17 protein-coding genes are annotated in these 22,644 nt (G+C 44.0%); 11 read left to right on the top strand and 6 right to left on the bottom strand.

The annotated features are described in order from the left end of the window. Positions 1 to 3: 3 nt before the first annotated feature. Positions 4 to 225: a YtxH domain-containing protein gene (locus tag HMPREF1212_RS14960; RefSeq protein ID WP_028730468.1), complete on the bottom strand. Its 222-nt coding sequence runs from the start codon at positions 223 to 225 to the stop codon at positions 4 to 6. An 88-nt stretch (positions 226 to 313) separates the two neighbouring features. Then, the gene (gene prmA / locus HMPREF1212_RS14955; RefSeq protein WP_046150419.1) at positions 314 to 1,165 is read right to left on the bottom strand and encodes a 50S ribosomal protein L11 methyltransferase; all 852 of its coding nucleotides are present in this window, start codon (positions 1,163 to 1,165) and stop codon (positions 314 to 316) included. Between the two features lie 335 nt (positions 1,166 to 1,500). Here prmA and HMPREF1212_RS14950 point away from each other — a divergent pair, with 335 nt between their 5' ends. The 8 genes from HMPREF1212_RS14950 to HMPREF1212_RS14915 all read left to right on the top strand — a co-directional run bounded on the left by HMPREF1212_RS14950 (position 1,501) and on the right by HMPREF1212_RS14915 (position 16,601). Continuing rightward, positions 1,501 to 2,112 (top strand): RNA polymerase sigma-70 factor, encoded by a 612-nt coding sequence (locus tag HMPREF1212_RS14950; protein WP_028730470.1) that lies wholly within the window; start codon positions 1,501 to 1,503, stop codon positions 2,110 to 2,112. A 67-nt stretch (positions 2,113 to 2,179) separates the two neighbouring features. Next, entirely contained in the window at positions 2,180 to 3,169 is a 990-nt protein-coding gene (locus tag HMPREF1212_RS14945; protein ID WP_046149893.1) for a FecR family protein, read from the top strand. 83 nt (positions 3,170 to 3,252) lie between these two features. Continuing rightward, entirely contained in the window at positions 3,253 to 6,657 is a 3,405-nt protein-coding gene (locus tag HMPREF1212_RS14940; RefSeq protein WP_046149892.1) for a TonB-dependent receptor, read from the top strand. Between the two features lie 27 nt (positions 6,658 to 6,684). Then, positions 6,685 to 8,217 carry a RagB/SusD family nutrient uptake outer membrane protein gene (locus HMPREF1212_RS14935; protein WP_046149891.1) on the top strand — a complete coding sequence of 511 codons (1,533 nt, stop codon included), beginning with the start codon at positions 6,685 to 6,687 and terminating at the stop codon, positions 8,215 to 8,217. Positions 8,218 to 8,357: 140 nt separating this feature from the next. Next, positions 8,358 to 9,248 (top strand): sugar phosphate isomerase/epimerase family protein, encoded by an 891-nt coding sequence (locus tag HMPREF1212_RS14930; protein ID WP_046149890.1) that lies wholly within the window; start codon positions 8,358 to 8,360, stop codon positions 9,246 to 9,248. Positions 9,249 to 9,344: 96 nt separating this feature from the next. Then, the gene (locus HMPREF1212_RS14925; RefSeq protein WP_028730475.1) at positions 9,345 to 10,601 is read left to right on the top strand and encodes a Gfo/Idh/MocA family oxidoreductase; all 1,257 of its coding nucleotides are present in this window, start codon (positions 9,345 to 9,347) and stop codon (positions 10,599 to 10,601) included. Between the two features lie 15 nt (positions 10,602 to 10,616). Continuing rightward, positions 10,617 to 14,072 (top strand): DUF1080 domain-containing protein, encoded by a 3,456-nt coding sequence (locus tag HMPREF1212_RS14920; protein ID WP_046149889.1) that lies wholly within the window; start codon positions 10,617 to 10,619, stop codon positions 14,070 to 14,072. Positions 14,073 to 14,231: 159 nt separating this feature from the next. Beyond that, complete coding sequence (locus tag HMPREF1212_RS14915) at positions 14,232 to 16,601, top strand: sensor histidine kinase (protein WP_046149888.1); 2,370 nt, start codon at positions 14,232 to 14,234, stop codon at positions 16,599 to 16,601. A gap of 3 nt (positions 16,602 to 16,604) precedes the next feature. Here the strand turns inward: HMPREF1212_RS14915 and upp are convergent, their stop codons facing one another. Beyond that, complete coding sequence (gene upp, locus HMPREF1212_RS14910) at positions 16,605 to 17,258, bottom strand: uracil phosphoribosyltransferase (RefSeq protein WP_028730478.1); 654 nt, start codon at positions 17,256 to 17,258, stop codon at positions 16,605 to 16,607. A 340-nt stretch (positions 17,259 to 17,598) separates the two neighbouring features. Continuing rightward, on the bottom strand, positions 17,599 to 17,889 hold the full coding sequence (locus HMPREF1212_RS14905; protein ID WP_007652950.1) for an HU family DNA-binding protein: 291 nt from the start codon (positions 17,887 to 17,889) through the stop codon (positions 17,599 to 17,601). A gap of 273 nt (positions 17,890 to 18,162) precedes the next feature. Here HMPREF1212_RS14905 and HMPREF1212_RS14900 point away from each other — a divergent pair, with 273 nt between their 5' ends. The 3 genes from HMPREF1212_RS14900 to HMPREF1212_RS14890 all read left to right on the top strand — a co-directional run bounded on the left by HMPREF1212_RS14900 (position 18,163) and on the right by HMPREF1212_RS14890 (position 21,132). Continuing rightward, entirely contained in the window at positions 18,163 to 19,122 is a 960-nt protein-coding gene (locus HMPREF1212_RS14900; protein WP_028730479.1) for a hypothetical protein, read from the top strand. A gap of 232 nt (positions 19,123 to 19,354) precedes the next feature. Continuing rightward, positions 19,355 to 20,368 (top strand): UDP-N-acetylmuramate dehydrogenase, encoded by a 1,014-nt coding sequence (gene murB / locus HMPREF1212_RS14895; protein WP_028730480.1) that lies wholly within the window; start codon positions 19,355 to 19,357, stop codon positions 20,366 to 20,368. Next, on the top strand, positions 20,368 to 21,132 hold the full coding sequence (locus HMPREF1212_RS14890) for an MBL fold metallo-hydrolase (RefSeq protein ID WP_046149887.1): 765 nt from the start codon (positions 20,368 to 20,370) through the stop codon (positions 21,130 to 21,132). Before murB ends, HMPREF1212_RS14890 begins: the two co-directional genes overlap by 1 nt. On the opposite strand, the gene HMPREF1212_RS14885 is transcribed toward HMPREF1212_RS14890, so the two are convergent. Both HMPREF1212_RS14885 and nth read right to left on the bottom strand, forming a co-directional pair. Beyond that, positions 21,096 to 21,998: a hypothetical protein gene (locus tag HMPREF1212_RS14885; protein WP_046149886.1), complete on the bottom strand. Its 903-nt coding sequence runs from the start codon at positions 21,996 to 21,998 to the stop codon at positions 21,096 to 21,098. The genes HMPREF1212_RS14890 and HMPREF1212_RS14885 overlap by 37 nt on opposite strands. Positions 21,999 to 22,001: 3 nt before the next feature. Continuing rightward, a complete protein-coding gene (gene nth, locus HMPREF1212_RS14880; protein ID WP_046149885.1) occupies positions 22,002 to 22,643 on the bottom strand; it encodes an endonuclease III in 642 nt (213 codons plus the stop codon). Position 22,644 lies beyond the last annotated feature (1 nt).

Raw genomic sequence — 22,644 nt, 5'->3', positions numbered from 1 at the left:
TGATTATTCAGCTACAATTTCTTCTGTAGCTTTTACTACCTCAGCTTTACCTTCTTTGTACTTGGCGAGAGCGGAATTAAAGCCTTCTTTTACTTTTCCAACTACACCGTTCAATTCTTCCAGTAACTGTTCTCTCTTATCGGTAGCTGCCAGATATCCGACTGCTGCACCTACTGCTGCACCCACTACCAAACCTAGTAATAATTTAGAATCTACATTTTTCATAACTCTTACATTTAAATGTGTCTACTAAAATAACGCTTTTCTTCGAATGATAGTTTACTTCTGTGTTAACTTTTACTGTTAAATAAAGTTATGGCTTCTGCGTCTTGACAGCCACCCAGTTGTTTTTTTCGGCATGCGATAGGAATATCAACCCGTTACGTTCGCACTCTTCGCGGATGAAGGGGATATCCTGGGTGTAGAAACCGCTCATGAAAAGGAGCGCGCCCGGCTTCATGCATTCGGTATAATGTTTGATATCGTTCAGCAGGATGTTGCGGTTGATGTTGGCAAACACGATATCGAACTGTCCGAAAGCGGGGATCTGTTCGGCTCCGCCCAGTGCGACCTGTATATCTTCCGTATCGTTCAGGCGTGTGTTTTCAAGGGCGTTGTTGTAAGCCCATTCGTCTATGTCGATGCCGACCACCTTACCGGCTTTCTTCATCTTCGCCAGGATAGCCAGTACGGCTGTGCCGCATCCCATGTCGAGCAGGTCTTTTCCTTCGAGGTCGAGTTTCAGCATTTCGCTGATCATGAGGAAGGTCGTTTCGTGATTACCTGTCCCGAATGCCATTTTGGGGTCTATTACTATATTATATGTATAGCCCGGCTCCGGTTCGTGGAAGGAGGCGCGGATGATACAGTCGTTGCCGATACGGATGGGTTTGAAGTAGTTCTTTTCCCATTCCTCGTTCCAGTCTTTGCCCTCCACCTCTTGTGCGGTGTAATGGATGGCGACGTTTTCAAGCGGAAATTCCTTCAGTTTGTCCTGTAATGTATTTACATTATATAATGAGTCGGATACGTAGGCCAGCAACCCGTCTTCGCTTTCGGTGAAGCTCTCGAATCCGATCTCACCCAGTTCGGCGGCAAGAATGTCGCTGATGACAGTTGTTTCGACAGGCGATTCGTATGTGAATTTTAGTTCGTAGTAATTCATATTTTTATCTTTAGTAATTTGTAGGGGCAAAGGTATTGAATATTTCATATGCTACCTTTGTTTTTATTTATTTTGATACTACCTTTGCCAGACGTACTAAAAAAACGTAGAAGCGTTACATATTATCCTACATTTGAAATCTGGACAATTTCATCATACTGGATAATATCCAAGATGCTCCTACGCCTATGTTGTTATATACTTACCTGAAGAAGGAACCTATATGCAATCATAAGCGTGGGGCTATTGTATATTATAGTGTGATGGGCCGTCCAGAGCCTCAAATGTAGTAATATCAATAGCTTCCACGCTTTCTTTATAAATTTAATACAAGTATGTTTGATGTTGCTTTGTTAAGTCAATTGAAAGAAGGGAACCGGGAGGCTTTTAACAGTCTCTTCCGTCATTATTATCCTCGTGTTATGGCATATGTTACTACTATGGTGGAACAAGAGATTGCTGAAGATATCGTTCAGGATGTTTTTCTGTACGTATGGGAAAACCGCAATAAGTTGTATGCCGGGGATGGTTTTCATTCCTATTTATTTCAATCGGCCTATACCCGTTGCCTCGATCATTTTAAAAAGCAGCAATCAGCAGGAAAATACAACCTTCATGTAGAGGAAACCTATCTAAAGGAGTATGGTGATTTACTGAGGGAGGAAACTTCAGTAATGGAAAAATTATATTCGAAAGATTTCTATAAGCGGTTATATGATTTGTTAGACCAATTGCCTGCTCAGCGGCGTGAAGTATTTATTCTGACTTATATTAATGGATTGAAAGCAAAAGAAGTTGCCGCCCGGACTCAAATACCGCAACGGACGGTGGAGAGTCATATCTATCTGACTGTTAAGTATCTGAAAGAGCATATGTCTAAAAAAGATTTTTACCTGTTGTATATTCTTTTGCTTACAGAAGGAATGGTAATGAAAAATATTTCCTGATAAATCGTATTTGTCTCCGTAGTTTTTCCCGTTCGTTCGTTTCGCTTATAAAAAGAGAAATTGACGAATGGATTTTGATTACGGACTTCTTGCAAAATATTTAGCCGATAATATCTCACCCGATGAAATGCGTGAGGTGGTAGATTGGAGCAATCTGTCTTCCGAAAATAAGCAAGTGTTTTCGGAGGTAGTGCGTTTGCGTATCTCCTGGAATGCAGTGCTTTATGGTGATGCAGAGCGTATTGATGATGCTCTTGAAAAACTGAATGTAAGGATAGATCGTTCCAGCTATAAACGGCTTTTGTATAAGGTAATACAATATGCGGCAATCATCCTTGTTTTATTCTCTTTTTCTTATGGCGGATATGAATATTTCAAGCCTGAAAAACAGATAAGTATTACAGTTAACTCCGGCGAGGATGTAAGAAAGGTGATACTTGTCGATGGAACTACCGTTTGGTTGAGAGGTGGGTCTACACTGAAGTATCCGGAATCGTATTCTACTAAAAAACGTCGGGTTTCTTTACAGGGAGAAGCCTTTTTTGACGTAACGAAGAATGCTGAATCACAGTTCTGTGTTTCTACTGATTATATGCATGTGCGTGTAAAAGGAACTTCATTTGATGTGAAAGTAGACGCCGGAAATAAGAAAGTCGAAACGGTTTTAGTAACCGGAAAAATAGATTTGTTGGATAGAGCCTGGAATAAAGTGCTGGATGTTTCCCCGGGCGAAAAAGTGACATATAACCAAAGCAGGAATGAATATACTATGGAGACTGTAGACTCCAATATTTATACAGCCTGGCGTTTGAATCAGTTCGTTTTTGAAAATGCAACTCTCCGTGAAATAGCAAATAAACTTTCCGTAAAATTTAATGTGAATATAAACATTGAATCTTCTATTCTTGCCCGGCGTAAGTTCCGGTGTGTAATCAATGAGGATGAGAGCCTGCCTGACATCCTGAAACTTCTCACGTTTTTAGCTCCGATCCGGTACCGGATAGAGGGAAAAGAGGTCTTTATATATGAACAACAAAATGGAATGCCTATGGAGTAAAAAGAAGAGAGAGAAAGCGTATTCAGAAAATACGAAAAGAGAAGTTATAACTGAAATTAATACTAATTTATAAATCACATATTATGAATAGCAAAGCATATATTGCGACATTGGTTTTATTGCTAGGGGTTGTTCCGCCATCATTAGCTGTAAGCTCCCCTCAAACATATGTAAATTTGGAACTTTCATTGAATAAAACGACAGTTGGTGTTTTAGTCGAACATATCAGTAAACAAACCGGATATGAATTTTCTTATGATGAAGCCTTATTGGATAGAGAAATAAGAGATATCTCGGTTAAGATGAAAAACGAATCTATAAAGAATGTTTTGAACAGAGTTTTTAATAATACTGGTATAAGCTATAAAATTATAGATAATCGTATCTTTTTGAAAGATAATCTGAAATCAAAAGGGGAGAACGTTGTGAATAACGTTTTAGCGGTTGTGCAACAAGGCAAAAAAATATCGGGAACTATACTTGATGACTCTGGTATTCCTGTTATCGGAGCTAATATTGTAGTAAAAGGTACGACAAATGGAACGATTACCGATGTGGACGGTCAGTTTGTGCTTGATAATATTCCGGAAGGAGCCATATTGGTGGTTTCTTATATAGGCTATTTAGATCAGGAAATACCGGTTTCCGGAAAGAGCGTATTGAATATCAATCTGAAAGAGGATACACAAAAACTGGATGAAGTTGTGGTGGTTGGATATGGAGTCCAGAAGAAAGCAAATCTGACAGGCTCGGTGTCGACTGTAAAATATGGTCAGGAATTAGAAAATAGGCCTATTACCGACCCATCTCAGGCTTTGTCTGGAAAAGTGACGGGCGTTTGGGTTAGCCAGAATTCGGGTGCACCCGGTTCTGATGGGGCTACTATCAGAGTGCGTGGTTATGGTACGTTGAATAACACGGATCCGTTGGTTCTTATCGATGGGGTGGAAGGACGGATGTCAGAACTGGCTCCTAATGATATCGCTTCCATTACTGTTTTGAAAGATGCGGCATCTGCTGCTATTTACGGCTCACGTGCTGCAAACGGTGTTGTCCTGATCGAGACGAAGAAAGGTTCGGGCGATAAAGTCTCTGTTAATTATACGGGATATTTTGGTGTGCAGCAATTAGGTCGAAAATATGATATCATTACGGACAGTCCGGAGTATATGGAACTTTGGAACTCTGCATTTACCAACAGTGGTAGTAATCCTTTGTTTCCGGATGATGTGATCCAGGCATTCCGGAATGGAAATGATCCTTATAAATATCCAAGTACGAATTATTTTGATGAAGTATTCCATAATTCGTTTACGACCCAGCATAATTTATCGGCAACGATAGGTGGGAAAAAATCTAACAGTTATATCTCGCTGGGTTATTTAAAGAATAACGGTATTGTGAAAAATACGGATTCGGAACGTTATAGTTTGACTGTAAATACGGAAGCGAAAGTAAGTAACTGGTTGCGTTTGGGAGCAAGAGCCCGTTTAATGCGAAAGGTGAGTAATCAACCTTATGATGGGATTAGCCGTGTTATTTATATGATGGCAAACGGTCATCCGTTCTCTACTCCTTATCTACAGGATGGAAAAACATTTGGAGGAACGCAGGCTTTGTATCTTTCCGGGGATAAAGCCGGACAACCGATAGTTGATACCCGTAATCCTTTCCCTGATTTATATAATGGACAAAATCAGTCTATTAATAATTTTATGAAGGGAAATGTCTATGCCACGATTGACTTTATGGAGGGTTTGAGTCTGACTGCACAATATAGTGGACAATATAACAATAATAACCAGGATAAATATAACCAGCTTCATTATTGTTATACCGATCTGGATGGTTCCAATAAAAGTAAACCGTTAGATTTTCCTTCCACTTTAAATGTTTACCGTAAAGTGTCGGATGAGTTTTACTCCACATTCTTTGCCAATATCAATTTTAATAGAACCTTTGGTGAGATACATGATATATCGGCATTGCTCGGATATCAGCAGGAAGCTTTAACCAAGCGGGTGACCGAAGCTTCTAAAACAGACCCTTCCAAAGGAGATTTGCATCAGGTAAGTTCCGGAACAAAGAATCCGACGGCAATAGGTAATAAATACCAATGGCGTATGCTTTCTTATTTTGGACGTATAAATTATGCCTTAATGGGAAAATATCTTGCAGAAGTCAATTTAAGGGCGGATGCGTCTTCCCGTTTTGCAAAAGGGAACCGTTGGGGGTATTTTCCTTCTTTCTCTGCCGGATGGCGTTTAGGTGAAGAAGAGTTTATTAAAAAACTGGGTATTTTCGATAACCTGAAAATTCGTGCTTCATGGGGAAAATTAGGAAATCAGAATATCGGAGATCTCAGCAATCCTAGTAATGGAGACTATTTCCCATATCTGACAGTGTTGACACAGGATTATGAGAATAGCTATAATTTCAACAATACGCTGGCTCCCGGAGCTGCTATTACAGGTTTGGTTGATCCGATGATCACATGGGAAACAACCACCACTACAGATATAGGGCTCGATTTGGGTTTCCTGAAAAACAGACTGAATATAGAAGCAGATTATTTTGTAAGGAAAACGTCCGATATTATTGTACAGCTTCCTATTCCGACAATATTAGGTGGACTGACCGCTCCTTTTGAAAATGTAGGAGAGATGAAAAATGCGGGTTTGGAACTGAATGTCAATTGGCAGGATCGTATCGCCGCTTCTGATTTCAGCTACAGCATAGGTGCTAATTTAACGTATGTGGATAATGAAGTAACAAAATTCAGGGGAGGGAAAGCGCCTGATCAGCTTTATCTGATCCGTGAAGGATATTCTTATAAAACATTATATGGTTTTATTCAGGAAGGTGTTTACCAGACGGATGAAGAAGCACAGAAACATATGTATGACAATGGATATATGCCGACTGCCGGTGATTTGAGGTATAAGGATGTGAATGGCGATGGTAAATTGGATTACAGGGATAAAGAGGAAATTGGTAATACGATACCTAAATTTACGTATGGTATCAACGGTAGTCTCTCTTGGAAAAACTTTGATCTGAATTTCCAGTTTGCAGGGATTGCCGGTGTGCATGGTTATTTCCAGAATGCCTGGACTGAGCCTCTTGGCATTTCGGGTGGCTCTATTACAGAAAGATGGCGTAATGCCTGGACAAAGGAAAATCCATCGAATGAATTACCTCAAATAAAAGTAAATGACACTTGGAATAGACAGCAATCATCTTTCTGGGCATGTAATATGTCGTGGTTTAAATTGAAAAATATCCAGTTAGGCTACACTTTGCCTACGGCACTAGCCAATAAGATGTTTTTACAAAAATGTTATGTATATGTAAATGCAACAGATGTATTCACTATTGTAAGTAGTAAATATGAAGGGTTTGATCCGGAAAGGGACACTTTTGCTGATGGATATGGACATTATCCGATACCTCGTGTTTTTTCGATAGGCTTAAATCTATCTTTTTAATGTTGAATGATTCTAATATAAAGAAATATGAAAAAAATAGCAACACTAATATTATCTGTCGCAACATTAGGTTTTAGCAGTTGTGAGAGTTACTTGGATATCCTTCCGGATGATAAGATTACAAGCGAAACGTTCTGGACGACTCCTGAAGATGCAACTCTGGCCTTGAATGGGGTTTATAATGTTTTGAGGAATGATTATGTATATGGATATGGCGGAGGTGAAGATGCTTGTACTCCGAATGCTTATCAATGGGCACATTGGGAAGGACAGCATATGCAGGTTGGGGATGGTTCTATCTTTTCAGGTTCCGGGGCAATCGTTTCCGAACGTTGGAAATTTTGTTACCGTGGAATTTATCGTGCAAACTATTTTCTTGAAAATATCAATAAAATAGAAGGGTTGGATGAAGCAGAAAAAGAGGTGATGCTGGGTGAAGTGTATTTTCTGCGGGGTGTTTTTTATAATTTGTTAGTCAGGTCATATGGTGGAGTCCCAATTGTAACACAAACACTTACTTCGGAAGAAGGACGTAATGTGGCACGTGCTTCTGCTGAAGAAGTATGGGGTCAGGTACATGCCGATTTTGATGAGGCTATAAAACGGCTTCCGAAAGATGCCGTAGCAAATGGACATGCAACGTTGGGAGCTGCATTCGGCATGAAGATGAAGTCATATTTGTATACTTCTCAATGGGACAAGGTGTTGGAATATTGCGATAAAATCGATGCACTTGGGAAATATAAATTATTCCCCTCTTATTATGGATTATTTCAGTATGAAAATGAAGGAAATGACGAAACACTATTCGCTCTTTGTTTTATGGATGGTGCTTTTTCTCAGGGGAGTGCGTTCGACCGGCATTGGCAACCTCAAAATCTGAAATATGGAATGGATGGTTCCAATTCTGTTGCTCCGACTCAATTGTTGGTTGATGAATATGAAACATTGGATGGTTCACCTGTAGATCCTTCTGATCCTTATAAAAACAGAGATCCTCGTTTGGATTTTACGATCTTGCGTCCGGGTGCTTATTTTCAGGGACAATTATATCCGGTTGAAATAAAGAATCACACAGGGCAAAAAGTAGGTTTCGGCATACGTAAATATACGATTGAGACGATGCAGGTAGTCGCTAACCAGTCACCACTTGATTTTATGATTCTGCGCTATGGAGATGTCTTGTTATGTAAAGCGGAAGCCTTGATTGAAACGAATACGGATATAGACGGAGCCATCAATTTGATTAACCGTATTCGTTCTGAGCGGAATGATGTGAAGTTGCCTTTAATCAAAAAGGGAATAGGACAGGTAGAAGCTCGTAAGGTATTGCGTCATGAACGCCGGATAGAATTGGCTCTCGAAGGGCAATTCTGGGATGATATTAAACGTTGGAATGCTGGCCCTGAATTCTATCCGTGTGATGTGATCGGTGGTTTGGGAGAATTGATAGAGGTGAAATTTCCGAATGGTTATGATCTGAATAAAAATAACCTGCTGCCTATTCCGGATAGTGAAATATCTTTGAACCCGAAATTAGAACAAAATCCGGGATATTGATTCTGTCGGCTTTTTAATATAACAATATAATAAATTGTTACTTTTGTTTTTTCATAAATGGAGAGGGAAGCCAAAAGACTTACACCCCTTTGGTTGTCCCTCTCTTTTTCATTATTAATTAACTTAATCTATATCAGGCGATGAAAACTAAATACTCTTTATTGATCTTCGTTTTGCTGTTTATGTGTTTTGAAATGATAGCCCAGGATAAAATCACAATCGGTGTTATCCAGTATGATTTGAGTAATATCGATAAAAGTTTCAAAGATCTGCATGATCAGGGATTCGGTTCGTGCGAGATCAATTACAGAAAAAGTGCGTTGACGAAAGACTTTGCAGAACAGGTGAAAATGGCTTCAAAGAAGCACAATATTAAAGTAACGACGTTGGTCGGTGTGCCGGGAAGTAAAAGTGTATGGAACTTTCGGCAGGGGCCGGCTACTATAGGTCTTGTTCCTGTGGAAGAGCGTACGGATAAAATAAAAGTATATCATGAAATGATCGATTTCTGTGCAATGGCGGATATTCCGGCCATGCATTCTCATTTCGGATTTATCCCCGAAGATCCTTCTTCTGAACAATATAAGGATTTTATCAAAGTCATGCAGGATCTTGCTAACTATGCGAAAGAACGTAAGGTCATGATTTATTTTGAAACAGGACAAGAGACACCAACAACTTTGATTCGTGCAATTAAAGATATAGGTACCGGAAATGTGTTTATCAACTGCGACTTGGCAAATTTATTGATGTATGGCAAGGCGAATTCTCTGGATGCTGTGAAATTGTTTGGTCCGTTAATTAAAGAGTTTCATGCAAAAGACGGCAAGTATCCGGATCCCAATAACCCATATGAATTAGGGCCTGAGGTTCCTATACCTACTGGCGAAGTTGATTTTCCAGCAGTAATTGCCGAGTTAAAAAAACAAGGTTTTAAAGGGACTGTAACTATTGAATGTGAGTTAAATGGTTCCCGCCATGATTATGTCATAAAAACTCGTAAATATTTGCAAGAGTTATTGGATAAATAATATCTTTGTGAAACATTAGAGGGGTATTTGCTTTCTAATGTCTTTTTTAACATGGAAAACAGAAGTGATAGCTAATCATTTACATATATTCATACTATGAGAACAAACAGAAGGGACTTCCTGAAAACTCTGGGAGGTATTGCGGCCTTTTCTATTGTGCCGCGCCACGTGCTTGGAAAAGGCTTTATTGCTCCAAGCGATCAGTTGACAAAGGGTATTATCGGTACAGGCGGTATGGGACGAGGACATGTGAACTATGCCGGAACACGTCTGGTAGCGGTATGCGATGTCGACAAAAAACATCTTGAATTAGGAAAACAGCTGGTGAAAGATAAGATTGCCGCTTACCACGATTTCCGTGATCTGATTCTTGATCCGAACGTAGATATTGTACATATCGCTACTCCGCCCCATTGGCATGGCATTATGTCGACAGAAGCCGCCAAGGCTGGCAAAGACATCTGGTGTGAGAAGCCTATGACACGTACTATCGGCGAAGGTAAACGCGTGATGGAAGCCGTGAAACAGAACGGACGTATGTTTCGTTTGAACACCTGGTTCCGTTTTGCCGATCCGTTCTATGGTCTGGGTACACCCGTTAAGCCATTGAAAAAACTCGTTCAGAGCGGAATGCTCGGATGGCCGTTAAAGGTTACTATCAGTAAACACACCGGTTTCGACTGGAAGTTCTACTGGGTGGGTAAGGAGTATCTCGAACCACAACCCGTTCCATCCGAACTCGATTACGACATGTGGTTGGGCCCGGCCCCTTACAAGCCTTACAACGCCCACCGCGTACACGGTACTTTCCGCGGATACTGGGATTATGATGGCGGCGGACTGGGAGATATGGGACAGCATTATATCGACCCTGTGCAGTATTTCCTCGGAAAAGACCATACAAGCCCTGTGAAGGTGGAAGTGGATGCTCCGCAGCAGCACCCGGATGCAGTAGGTACATGGCGCTCAATTACATATACTTATGAAGATGGTTGCCAGATCGTTCTTTGGGGTGGCGACTTCGGTGATCCGAATACACCTTATATCTCCGGCCCGAACGGTAATGTATATAAGAACTTTGTATGCGATATCCCCGACTGGGAGAAGAAACTGGCTGATTATCCGGAACCGGAACCACAGGTGACCGACTTTATCGAATGTGTCAAGACACGCCAGCCTTTCGCCCTGAACGAGCAGAATGGTTTCCGTTCGGCAACAATCGTGAATATGGGTGCCGTTGCTCTCCGCCTGAACCGTACGCTGGAGTTTGACCCCGTTAAACTTGAGTTTATTAATGATGAGGCCGCTAATCGTTTGCTGGATCAGCCAATGCGTTCTCCCTGGAACATCTAATTAAATGAAAATAAAATGAGAAAAGTATATATATCTATTGCCAGCTTGCTGTTATTCGGCAGCGTCCTGATGGCTCAGGCACCGGCAAACCGTACAGCTAAGACAACTGCGGCCGATGTGTTGGCGCAGATGCCCGCGGAAAAGCAGGCTGAATATAATAAACTGATCAGCGATCTGAAAGGAACCGGTGAAGAAGGTGTTCTGATGCTGGTTAATATGATCAACGCTCCCGGTAAGGGAAGTAACGCGCAGGTAGACTATGCCCTGAGCGGGCTGACGCATTATGTGATGGCGAAAGGGGAGGAAAGTGCCCGTCTGGCAACCGCCAACGCTTATCTGAAAGCGCTCGATATGGTGAACGAACGCGAAACAAAAGCGTTTATCATCCGTCAGCTCCAACTGTTGGGACAGGATGAATGTATCGATGCCCTGTCTTCTTACCTGAACGAAGAGAGCCTGAGTGGCCCGGCTGCCCGTGCGCTCGCATCTATCGGCACCGAAAATGCAGGCAAAGCCCTGAAAGCGGCTCTGATGCGCCGTATGGGTACTCCGAAAACACAAAAAGATATTATTGTAGCCATCGGCGAAGCACAGGTGAAAGATTCGGAAGAACTGCTGAAGGCGCTCCTGGGTTCGGGTGACGAAAATATGCAGAAAGCCGTTTTGCACGCGCTGAGTCGTGTCGGTAGCAAGGCATCCATCAAGGAAATGGCCGATGCCGCTGCTGCTGCGGGCTATACGATGACCAATACGCAAGCGAACGAAGCCTATATCGCTTTGTTGAAGCGTGTGGCCGGACAAGGTGACGTGAAAGAGGTGGAAAAAGCAGCCAACGATTTGCTGAAGAAGGCCACGAAAGCCGGAAAGACGCAAACACGTGATGCCGCCCTGCAAATCCTCTTGTCGCTGAAGAAGGAAAACAGTACCAAGCTGTTGCTTTCAGCCCTGAAGGATACGGACAAGGCTTACCGCAACGCAGCTCTGAATTATGCTTCAGACTTTGTAAACAAAGAGGTATATATCGAAGTGATGAAGGCGATGCAGAAAGCAAAACCGGAAGCGAAGGTGGATATCATCAACTGGATCGGCCGTGAAGCGAAATGCCCGTCGAAACATGATGTTATCAAGAATCTCGAATTGCGTTTCGACCTGACTGCCATGCAGGTGCTGCTCGCTCAGCTGAAGAGTACCGACTTCGATGTGAAACAGGCTACGGTCTGGACGTTGGTTAAGATCGGGGACAAGCAGGTGATCCCTGTATTGGCCGAATTGCTTGCCAGCAACGACAAACAGATAATCCTGCTGGGTCAGGATGCCCTGGCTGCCTTTAACGGAGATATCGACCAGGCTGTGGCTCGCGTTATCCCGTCTGCTACGGATGCAGGTAAGATCGCAGCTGCTGAATTACTGGCTATGCGTAAGGCAACGGCCAACCTTAACAACGTGCTCGAACTGATTAAGTCCGGCTCTCCGGAGGTGAAGAAGGCTGCTTATACGGCTTTGAAGGATGTGGTTTCGGAAGGTGACCTGGTTAACTTGTGCGGTATGTTGGAAACGGCGGACGCTTCTGCCATTGCTCCTATACAGCAGGCTGTTATCTCCGCTATCTCCTCTATGTCTCCTGCCCAGCAACAGGAAACGATTACCCGCCGTATGCTTCAGGCTGGCGACAGCAAGAAGTATCTCTATTATATCGTTCTGGCAACAACCGGTCAGCAAGATGCCCTGGCAGCTATTGTGGATGGCTTCCATAAAGGGAAAGGCGATGCCCGTGACGCTGCGTTCGAGGCTTTACTGAACTGGAAAGGTATCGAGGCGGCTGACGAGTTATTCGCTATTTGCAAGGACGCTTCTTCGTCTGCTTACTTCGACCGTGCCCTGAAAGCTTATATCCAGTTGGTTGCAAATCCGTCCTTTACGGGTGAAAACCGTTTGCTGGGTCTGCGCAAGGCGATGGAAATAGCCAAGACGGATGAACAGAAAATAGTAATCCTGCGACAGATCGAACGGACAGGTACGTTCCTCGGTATGTTGTATGCCGGCGAGTTCCTCGATCAGAAGCCTGTCCAGCAAGCGGCTGCCAATGCCGTGATGAATATTGCTTTAGGCAATAAGGATTATATGGGTACGAACGTTCGCGAATTGCTGAACAAGGTGATGCAGGTGCTCGACAATCCGGACGCCGGTTACCAGAAAGAAGCGATTAAGAAGCATCTGGCTGAAATGCCGCAGGGAGAAGGTTTCGTATCTCTTTTCAACGGAAAGGATTTATCCGGTTGGAAAGGACTGGTTGCTAACCCGATTGCCCGTAGTAAGATGAAACCGGCTCAACTGGCGAAGGAACAGGAAAAAGCGGATCAGGTTATGCGTAATGGCTGGATCGTGGAAGATGGTGTCTTGATGTTTACAGGTAAAGGTGATAACCTTTGTACCGAAAAGCAATATGGCGACTTTGAAATGTATGTAGACTGGATGCTCGATCCGGCCGGCCCGGAAGCGGATGCCGGAATCTATCTGCGTGGAACGCCCCAGGTGCAGATTTGGGATACTTCCCGTGTAAACGTGGGTGCTCAAGTTGGTTCAGGCGGCTTGTATAATAACCAGGTGAATCCAAGCAAACCTTTGAAAGTGGCAGACAACAAGTTGGGCGAATGGAACAGCTTCTATATCAAGATGGTTGGCGACCGTGTGACGGTTGTACTCAACGGCGAGAAGGTGGTGGACGACGTGATCCTTGAAAACTATTGGGATCGTAAGCTCCCGATCTTCCCGGTTGAGCAACTGGAATTGCAGGCTCACGGAAGCAAGGTTTACTACCGTAATATATATGTGAAGGAATTGGAACGTAAAGAGCCGTTCAAACTTTCTGCCGAAGAACAGAAAGAAGGTTTCAAAGTCTTGTTTGACGGAACCAACATGCATCAGTGGACAGGTAACACCGTAGATTATACCATCGAAGATGGTTGTATCTCCATGATACCGAGCAAGAGTTATGGCGGAAACCTGTATACCAAGGATGAGTTCGGTAATTTCGTTTATCGCTTTGAGTTCCAGCTTACTCCGGGGGCTAACAACGGAGTGGGTATCCGTACCCCGATGGAAGGGGATGCCGCTTATGTCGGTATGGAAATCCAGATACTTGATTGCGAACATCCTATCTATAAGGATATTACCAAATATCAGCATCATGGTTCCGTTTACGGGATTATTCCTACGAATGCCGATCACCACAAGGCTTTCAAGCCAGTGGGCGAATGGAACGAGGAAGAGATCGTGGCTAACGGAGATAATATCCGCGTAACAGTGAACGGTGTGGTTATCCTCGAAGGTAACATCCGCGATGCTGTGAAGAACGGAACTCCCGACGGAAAGGAACACCCGGGATTGTTCAATAAGAAAGGGCATATCGGCTTCTTGGGTCATGGTTCGCCGGTTAAATTTCGCAATATCCGTATCAAAGAACTGAAATAAGATAGTATTGTCCATTTGCGAAGCGGAGGCCGGTTTTACCTGTCTCCGCTTTTGTTTTAACTGAAATCTTTGAAACCTCTTGAATATTAAAGTAATTAAAATTTGTGGATATGGTTTATTATAACGTATTTTGTATGCATATTAGCTATAAGAAAGCAAATGGATATAGATCAATATCAGTTGTTGTTGGATAATGCTCAGGTAGGTTGGTGGGAAGCCGACTTCGAAAATGGGTGTTATATATGTTCGGACTATATAATGAGTCTGTTGGAGTTGCATGACAGGAATATCCCTATCAATCATTTTATGGAATTGATCCGTGAAGATTATAGAAGCCGGATTGCCAGTGAATTCGCTTTTTTCAAGGAAATAGGTATCTATGAACAGATATTCCCGTTGAAGACTTGCTACGGGTTTAAGTTTGTCCGCTCGAAGATCTGCAAACGGGAGATCGATGCCAACGGGAAAATAGAAGTGCTGGGTATCCTGCAACTGCTCCCTCATAATGTGGAAGATACCCAGCAGAGTATGACCAACCAGGTGGATAGTCTTCTCCGACATTTAGGAAGCCTTTCGCGTGCACTGCACTCTTTTATCCAGACAAATGATTTGCCTAAGTCGATCCATGAGGTTCTTTCGGAAATATTATATTCGATCGGTGCACAGGGACGCGCCTGTATTATGGAGTATGGCAATAACCTACAAACGCTGAGTTGTACGCATGAAGTATGCAGCGAAGGAGTGGCTTCTGTTAGTTCCTCTTTACAAAATATACCCGTTTCTACACTTCCCTGGTCGACTAGGAAAATACAGAATTTCTATCCGGTGCTGATCAATAACCTGGATGAACTGCCCGTTGAAGCTGCCGAAGAGAAGCGCTACCTTCAACTCCGTGGATCACTCTCCCTGATACTGGTTCCGCTGGTAATAAAAAATAAGGCTTGGGGATATATCGGTATCGATATCATGGATAGGAACCGGCTTTGGAGCCTGGAGGATTACCAGTGGTTCTCGTCGATCGCTAACATCATCAGTATTATAACCAAGATGGCTCGAATCAACGAAGCACTTGACCGGGGCGAGAAGTTGTTGCGTAATATTTATACAAATATCCCGGTTGGAATTGAACTTTATGATAAGGATGGCTATCTTATTGACATAAATAAAAAGGATGTGGAGATATTCGGGCTGCGCTCTCCTAAGGATGCTCTGGGTGTGAATATATTTGATAATCCGGTGATCCCCAGTGATGTCCTCGACAAGATGCGCAATAAAAAGCCGGTATCTTTCCGTTTGAGCTATCCGTTCACTAAGGTGGTATCCAGTAATTATTACCCAACCCGCAAAGAAGGAGCGATCGACTTGCTCACAAAGGTCTGTATGCTTTATAATAATAAGGGAGAACTGATAAACTATTTGTTTATAAACCTGGATAATACGGATAAGACAATAGCCTATAACCGTATAGAAGAGTTCGAATATTTCTTTACGTTGGTAAGCCATTATGCTAAAGTCGGATATGCCAAGTTTGATTTATTGACTCGCGAAGGATATGCCATCAGCCAGTGGTATCATAATCTTGGCGAGAAGGATGGTAAACCGTTGGAAGAGATAATCGGTTTGTACGAAGCCGTGCACTCTGAAGACCGTGCTGTAATGCTCGACTTCTTTGAAAAGGTAAAGGAGGGAAAAGCTACAAGTATCCGTAAGGAGTTGCGTGTCAGGACGAAGGATAGCTGGAAGTGGATTCGTGTAAATGTCATGCGCAACCCTCAGTCGAACAATCCGGATAAACTGGAAATGATCTGTGTGAATTATGACATCACGGAACTGAAAGAAACTGAGCAGCAACGAGAGAAGGCGGAAGAACTCGACCGCCTGAAGTCGGCTTTCCTGGCCAATATGAGCCATGAGATACGTACGCCGCTGAATGCTATTGTCGGTTTCTCCACCTTGTTGGTCGATACCGACGACAGGGACGAGCAGCTACAGTTTGTCGGTATCATCCAGAAGAATAATGAACTATTACTTCAGTTGATCTCCGATATTCTCGACTTAGCAAAGATTGAAGCCAATACGATAGAATTCAAGCCGGTAGAGATAAAGCTGAAAGAGTTTCTGGAAGAGATCGTCCGTTCGATGAGTATAAAGGTAGGCGAGGGGGTAACGCTCGGTTGTGTACCGGGGCTGGAACCTTGTGTATTCAGTTTCGACCAGATCCGGCTGACTCAGTTGCTTGCTAATTTTGTAAACAATGCGATTAAATATACAGAGCATGGCTCGATCATGTTGGGATATGAGATCCGTCCGTCCGAAATAGAATTTTCTGTAACGGATACCGGGGTAGGCATGAACGAGGAAGTTCGTGCACATGTATTCGACCGTTTTTATAAAGGGAATGATTTCAAGCAGGGAACAGGTCTTGGCCTTTCTATCTGTAAAAGCATTGTGGAACAGATGAAAGGAAAGATCGGGGTAAGATCCGAAGTCGGTAAAGGTTCCTGTTTCTGGTTTTCCTTACCCCGCTGATTCCTATTCTTTTTCTCCGTAGGCCAGATCTCCGGCATCCCCCAGTCCGGGGATAATGTAGGAATGGTCGTCCAGTTCGTCGTCGAGGGCGGCGATCCAAACGGTCGTTTTATCATCCGGCATCTTCCTTTGCAGGTATTCGATAGCCTGTTTGCTGGAGATAATGGAGGCGACGTGGATATGGGCCGGATGGCCTTTTGTCAGCAATGCTTCGTAGGCCAGTTCCATCGAGCTACCGGTAGCCAGCATCGGGTCGGTGATGATCAGCGTCTTGTCTGTTAATCTCGGTGAAGCTATATACTCGATGTGAATATCGAAGTTCAGGCGATCCTTGTATTTGCGGTAGGCTGAGACAAAAGCGTTTTCCGCATAATCGAGATAACTCAAAAAGCCCTGGTGATACGGCAGGCCTGCACGCAAGATGGTGCTGATTACAACCCGGTCGTCGGGAGTGCTCATAGGGGCGATCCCCAGCGGTGACTGTATATCCTTTTGGCTATAAGAGAAATCTTTACTGATTTCGTAAGCCATAATTTCACCTATCCGTTCGATATTTCTACGGAAACGAAGGCTGTCCTTTTGAATATTGACATCCCGCAGTTCAGAAACGAACCTGTTTAAGATGGAGTTTGATTCTCCCAGATTAACTATTTTCATGTGAGTATTTTATATGTACCGGACAATTAATTTTTCGGAGCCGAAATTAGATATAATTAGAGCATCCTACAAATGTTTACCGATAAAATCCCCGTGTAGGCGCAAAGTTTCGTATTCCGAAACAAAGAGTTGTGTCCGGATTCGTTTGTTGCGATAATAGGAGTGGGGATATACATGCGGTTGTTTAATTAGAACCGGGCTGCTGTGGTATACTTTAAAAACACCTCTTTTTACTAAAATACTATGTGTATTTTTGCAGATGTCATAAAATAAGAGAAAAGGAGGTGAAAAAAACTTCCCCCATGCGTTAACATGAAGGAAGTTAGAAAAACAAATCATATTATTTTTTTTCGCCAGTGCCGTTCATAGCTTCCAGCAAGAATTTACCGGGTTTGAACTTTACCGTTGTTCTGGCTGGAATCTGTACCGGAGTACCAGTTTTTGGATTACGAGCCAGGCGACTTGTTTGAGGTCTAGGTATCAGTGTACCAAAACCAATAAGAGTAATTTCCTCTTTTTGTGACATTTTTTCGGTTACGATCTCGATGTAAGCATCTAATACTTTTTTTGCTTTCTGTTTCTGTAACCCTGCCTTATCTGCTAAGGCCTCGATAAGTTCTGCTTTGTTCATGAGTGTTTCTTTTTAATGATTATATACATTGCAAATGTACGCCATAGTATTTTCTAAATGGTGTCTTTTTGCAGACAAGAAAATCAGCGTTCATTTCTTATTAAACAATAGCTGCGGGCTTTTGTTACGATTAGAGAAACAAAAAACGTTAATTGATGGCTGTTTGCGGTAATCGAAACAAAAACAAGGCTTAATGCCATTTGCCCATACAAAGCCGGATATTTTTTTATGGAAAACATGAGTAAAAACAATAAAAATAGCACACTAATAATTATGAAAGATGCATTGAATAACGGGCTTATCAAAGCCATGAGGGAACATCTCCCGGAGGAGACTAATTTGGCTAACTATATTATGGATATAATATCCATAGGAAAGGAAGCTGTTTATCGCCGGTTAAGGGGGGAAGTTCCGTTTACTTTTTATGAGGTATCACTCTTGTCGCAGAGTCTGGGTATTTCGCTAGATCAGATTGTCGGTACGAACAGGGCTGAAGGTGCCGTGTTTAACCTGAATGTGGCCGATGGCACCAGTCATATCGATAACTACCATGATATCATCAAACGTTACCTTAAGCTATTCTCTTTTGTTAAGGATGATCCGAAAGCGGTGGTCAGTACAGCTTGCAATATTATTCCTTATACACTTTATTCGCCTTTCGAGCGAATGACCAAGTTCCGCCTGTGCCGGTGGATGCACCAGAATAACGGAATGAAGATGACCGGAAGCATGGCAGACGTAGTGGTTCCGGAGAAAGTGCTGGAGTCGCAGAAGAAACTGACGCAGGAGATTCGCCTGATGCCTACTACTTATACTATTCTGGATAATAACCTGTTCCAGTCGTTTGTAAGGGAAGTAAAATATTTTGCCGGATTGAACATGCTGTCGGATGAGGATATCGAGGTGATGAAGACCGAACTGCACCGCCTGTTGGACGACCTGGAATATGTTGCATCTTCCGGTGAGTTCTCCAACGGGAAGCAGGCTTACCTCTATTTGTCGAACATCAATTTTGAAGCGACCTACAGCTTTGTGGAGAAAGGTAGTTTCCAGTTGTCGATGTACCGCCTTTATGCTATTAATTATATGGATTCGCAACATCCGGAAATATGCCGCGCACAAAAGGAGTGGATACAATCCCTGAAACGATATTCCACCCTGATTTCCCAAAGCGGAGAAATACAGCGAATGATCTATTTCACGAAACAAAGGGAAATAGTCGATACATTATAGGTTTTGCCTATATATTAATGTATAGTAAAGGCACTTTGACATGGTTGTTTTTGCATCGGGTGTCAGTGTAACGTTGCATCGGGTGTCGATGTAGCGTTACACTTAGTCTCAATGCAGCGTTACATCGAAGCTAGATGCAACGTTGCGTTTGGGTGAGACGTAATTTTCAGTTTTGAATTCCCTGTTTTCAATTTTATAACTACTTTTGTCCTGCAATAAATAAACAGATATTATGAGGATAGAAGAAAATTACTCGCTGGAAAAGCATAACACTTTCCATTTGCCGGTTAAAACACGTTGGTTCATGGAGTATGCCGATGAAGAAGAGCTGGGACGTATTTTGCATGATGAGTATTTCCAGGAATGTTTGTCGTTACATATAGGAAGTGGTAGCAATCTGTTATTTATAAATGACTTCAACGGGATTATCCTGCACTCGGCCATAAAAGGCATGACGCCGGTGAAGGAAACGGACGATCATGTCTATCTCCGTGTCGGTGCCGCCGAACAATGGGATGATGTCGTTGCCTATGCCGTATCGAACGGGTGGGGAGGTATCGAGAACCTGTCGCTTATACCCGGGGAGGCCGGAGCAGCCGCTATCCAGAATATCGGCGCTTACGGTGCAGAGGTGAAGGATGTGATCGAAACGGTGGAGACCTATAACCAGTTGACTTTCGAGAAACGTATCTTCACGAACGAAGAATGCCTGTACGGTTACCGCAGCAGCTATTTCAAAAACGAACATAACGATCCGCATATTGTTACTTATATAACACTGCGGTTGGATAAACACCCCCGCCTGTCCGTTAACTACGGTAACCTGAAGGATGAGTTGGCTAAATACCCGGAAGTCACCCTGAAGACGATCCGGGAAGCCGTCATAGCCATCCGCCGGGAGAAACTTCCTGATCCGGAGGTGCTGGGAAATGCCGGAAGCTTCTTTATGAACCCGGTCATCCCTGCCGCACAGTTCGAGAAACTGAAGACGCAGTATCCGGAGATACCATCTTACCCTGCCGGCGAAGGCAAGGTGAAAGTACCTGCCGGCTGGCTGATCGAACAGTGCGGCTTCAAAGGAAAATCGCATGGGGCGGTGGGTGTGTACGAGAAACAGGCGCTTGTGCTGGTCAATCTGGGAGAGGCTAGGGGACACGAGATCGCTTTGGTGGCCGAAAGTATCCGTGCCGCTGTGAAAGATCGTTTCGGCATAGAGATAATGCCGGAGGTTAAATATGTAGGATAATGAAAATTACTTTTTTGGGAACGGGGACTTCTACCGGAGTTCCCGAAATTGGCTGTCAGTGTGAAGTTTGTACGAGCAAAGACCCGCGCGACTGGCGCCTGCGTACATCTGTCTTGGTGGAAACGGAAGGGAAACGCATCCTGTTGGACTGTGGCCCGGATTTCCGTTGGCAAATGATACGAAGTAAGACGTATGAGCTCGACGCCGTTCTGATTTCGCACGAACACTACGACCATGTAGGAGGGCTGGACGACCTGCGTCCTTTTACCCGTTATACGGATCTGGACATCTACGCCGAAGAATATGTGGCCGAGGCGATAGAAACCCGCATACCGTATGCTTTCCGTGAACATAAATATCCGGGCGTGCCGAAGTTCGCCCTCCATCATATTAGCAATGAACCTTTTATGGCAGCCGGCCTGCCGATCCTGCCGATCCGTGTGATGCACGGGCGCTTGCCTATCCTAGGTTACCGGATAGGGGATATGGCCTACCTGACCGACCTGAAGTTGCTGCCGGAAGAAGAATATGCCAAGTTGGAAGGATTGAAACTACTGATCCTCACTGCCCTTAAGCAAGGGGAACATCCTGCGCACGAAGGGTTGGAGGAAGCGTTGGCGAAGGTCGAACGTATCCGTCCGCAGGAGGCCTACCTCATTCATATGAGTCACCGGATAGGCTTGCACGCCGAGGTCGAAAAGATACTGCCCTCGCATGTGCATTTGGCTTATGACGGTTGCGTGGTGGAAGTGCACCCCGTATAAAACACTTTCCCGTCCTCTTCGTAGCTCTGGCTGGAGATATGGAGTTGCGGGAAATACTGTTCGAGCCGTAACGAAAGCGTATCGGCGATAGTCCGGTAGAGCGTGTCGGCCGGGGCATGGTAAGGCAGGTTGCTGAAATAACAGATGTTGCCTTCGCTCTCAAACAAGTCGGCTCCCAACCACCTGTCGTCAATCTTCCACTGGGTGGAGTCGTTCGTCTTTACGTAGAGGTTGAGCTTTTCAGAGCGGATCAGCAGGTTAAGGGGCGCATTCCGGTCGAGCGATTTGCACAGGTGGATTTGTTCTTTTTGCAGCTGATTCGTATGGTTGGTTTGCATGGTGGCTACTTCTTCAAGCAGCTTCTTGCTGTAACTGGCCACCCAGATGCCCTCGTACTGATAATATCCGAAAAAGCGATTTCCGGCATCCGGGAAATAAGTGAAAGTAATCTCTCCTTTTTTCTGTTTTTGGGGCTCGAATGCTCCGAAGGAACTCTTCAGTATTTTATTCTCGATATTGTCTACGATGCTTTTGTCCGCTTTGGCGTACATCACTACCCCTTGCGTGTGGAAAGAGAACTGTAAGGCAGGTATTGCCGTGTTCTTTTGGACGATCGAGAGGAATATCTCGGGTATTTCCGATGCAAAAGCCTGATATACCGGCTGCTTGGTCAGGATCAGTTTGGCAAAGGCGGCCGGGCGGTTTACGGACAGTATGGCCGCCGGCGAAGGAGCTGTCAGCGTATAAAGGTCGGTTTGCGCCACATTCTTACCCTCTTCCATATCACCGAAAAAGTAGTAGACTGCTGACAGCGTAGCGAGAGCAGTTATGATAAAAATGACTATTTCCCGCTTATAGGCCATCATGTTTTACGTTTTTGTTGTCAGGAAGTGTTTGCACCAGGGCTTGAGGCCGCACGCTTCGCATTTAGGTTTCCGGGCGATGCAGGTGTACCGTCCGTGAAGGATCAGCCAGTGGTGGGCGATTGGGATCATTTTCTCCGGTATATGTTTCACCAGCTCTTTTTCTGTTTCGAGAGGTGTTTTGCTGTTGTTGGTCAGTCCGATGCGGTTGGCCACGCGGAACACATGAGTGTCTACCGCCATCGCCGGCTTGTTGTAGACCACAGAAGCGATCACGTTAGCCGTTTTGCGTCCCACACCCGGCAGTTTCTGCAATTCGTCGATGTCGGAAGGCACTACTCCTCTGAAGTCGGAGATCAGCATCCGGGCCATCCCGACTAGGTGTTTCGCCTTGTTGTTGGGGTAGGAGACGCTGCGGATATATTCGAAGATGACTTCGGGGGTGGACGCTGCCATCACCTCGGCCGTCGGAAAATCTTCAAACAATGCCGGGGTTATCATATTTACCCGCTTGTCTGTACATTGGGCAGACAGGATCACGGCAATAAGCAACTGATAGGGGTTGTCGTAATGCAACTCCGTTTCTGCCACCGGTACGTTTTCGTTGAACCAGTTGAGCACACCTTTATATCGTTCCTCTTTTCTCATC

Origin of the sequence: Parabacteroides sp. HGS0025, assembly GCF_000969845.1 — a bacterium.
Lineage (GTDB): Bacteria > Bacteroidota > Bacteroidia > Bacteroidales > Tannerellaceae > Parabacteroides > Parabacteroides gordonii.
Note: the sequence above shows the minus strand (reverse complement) of the source record. Positions and strands in the feature narration are given on the sequence as shown.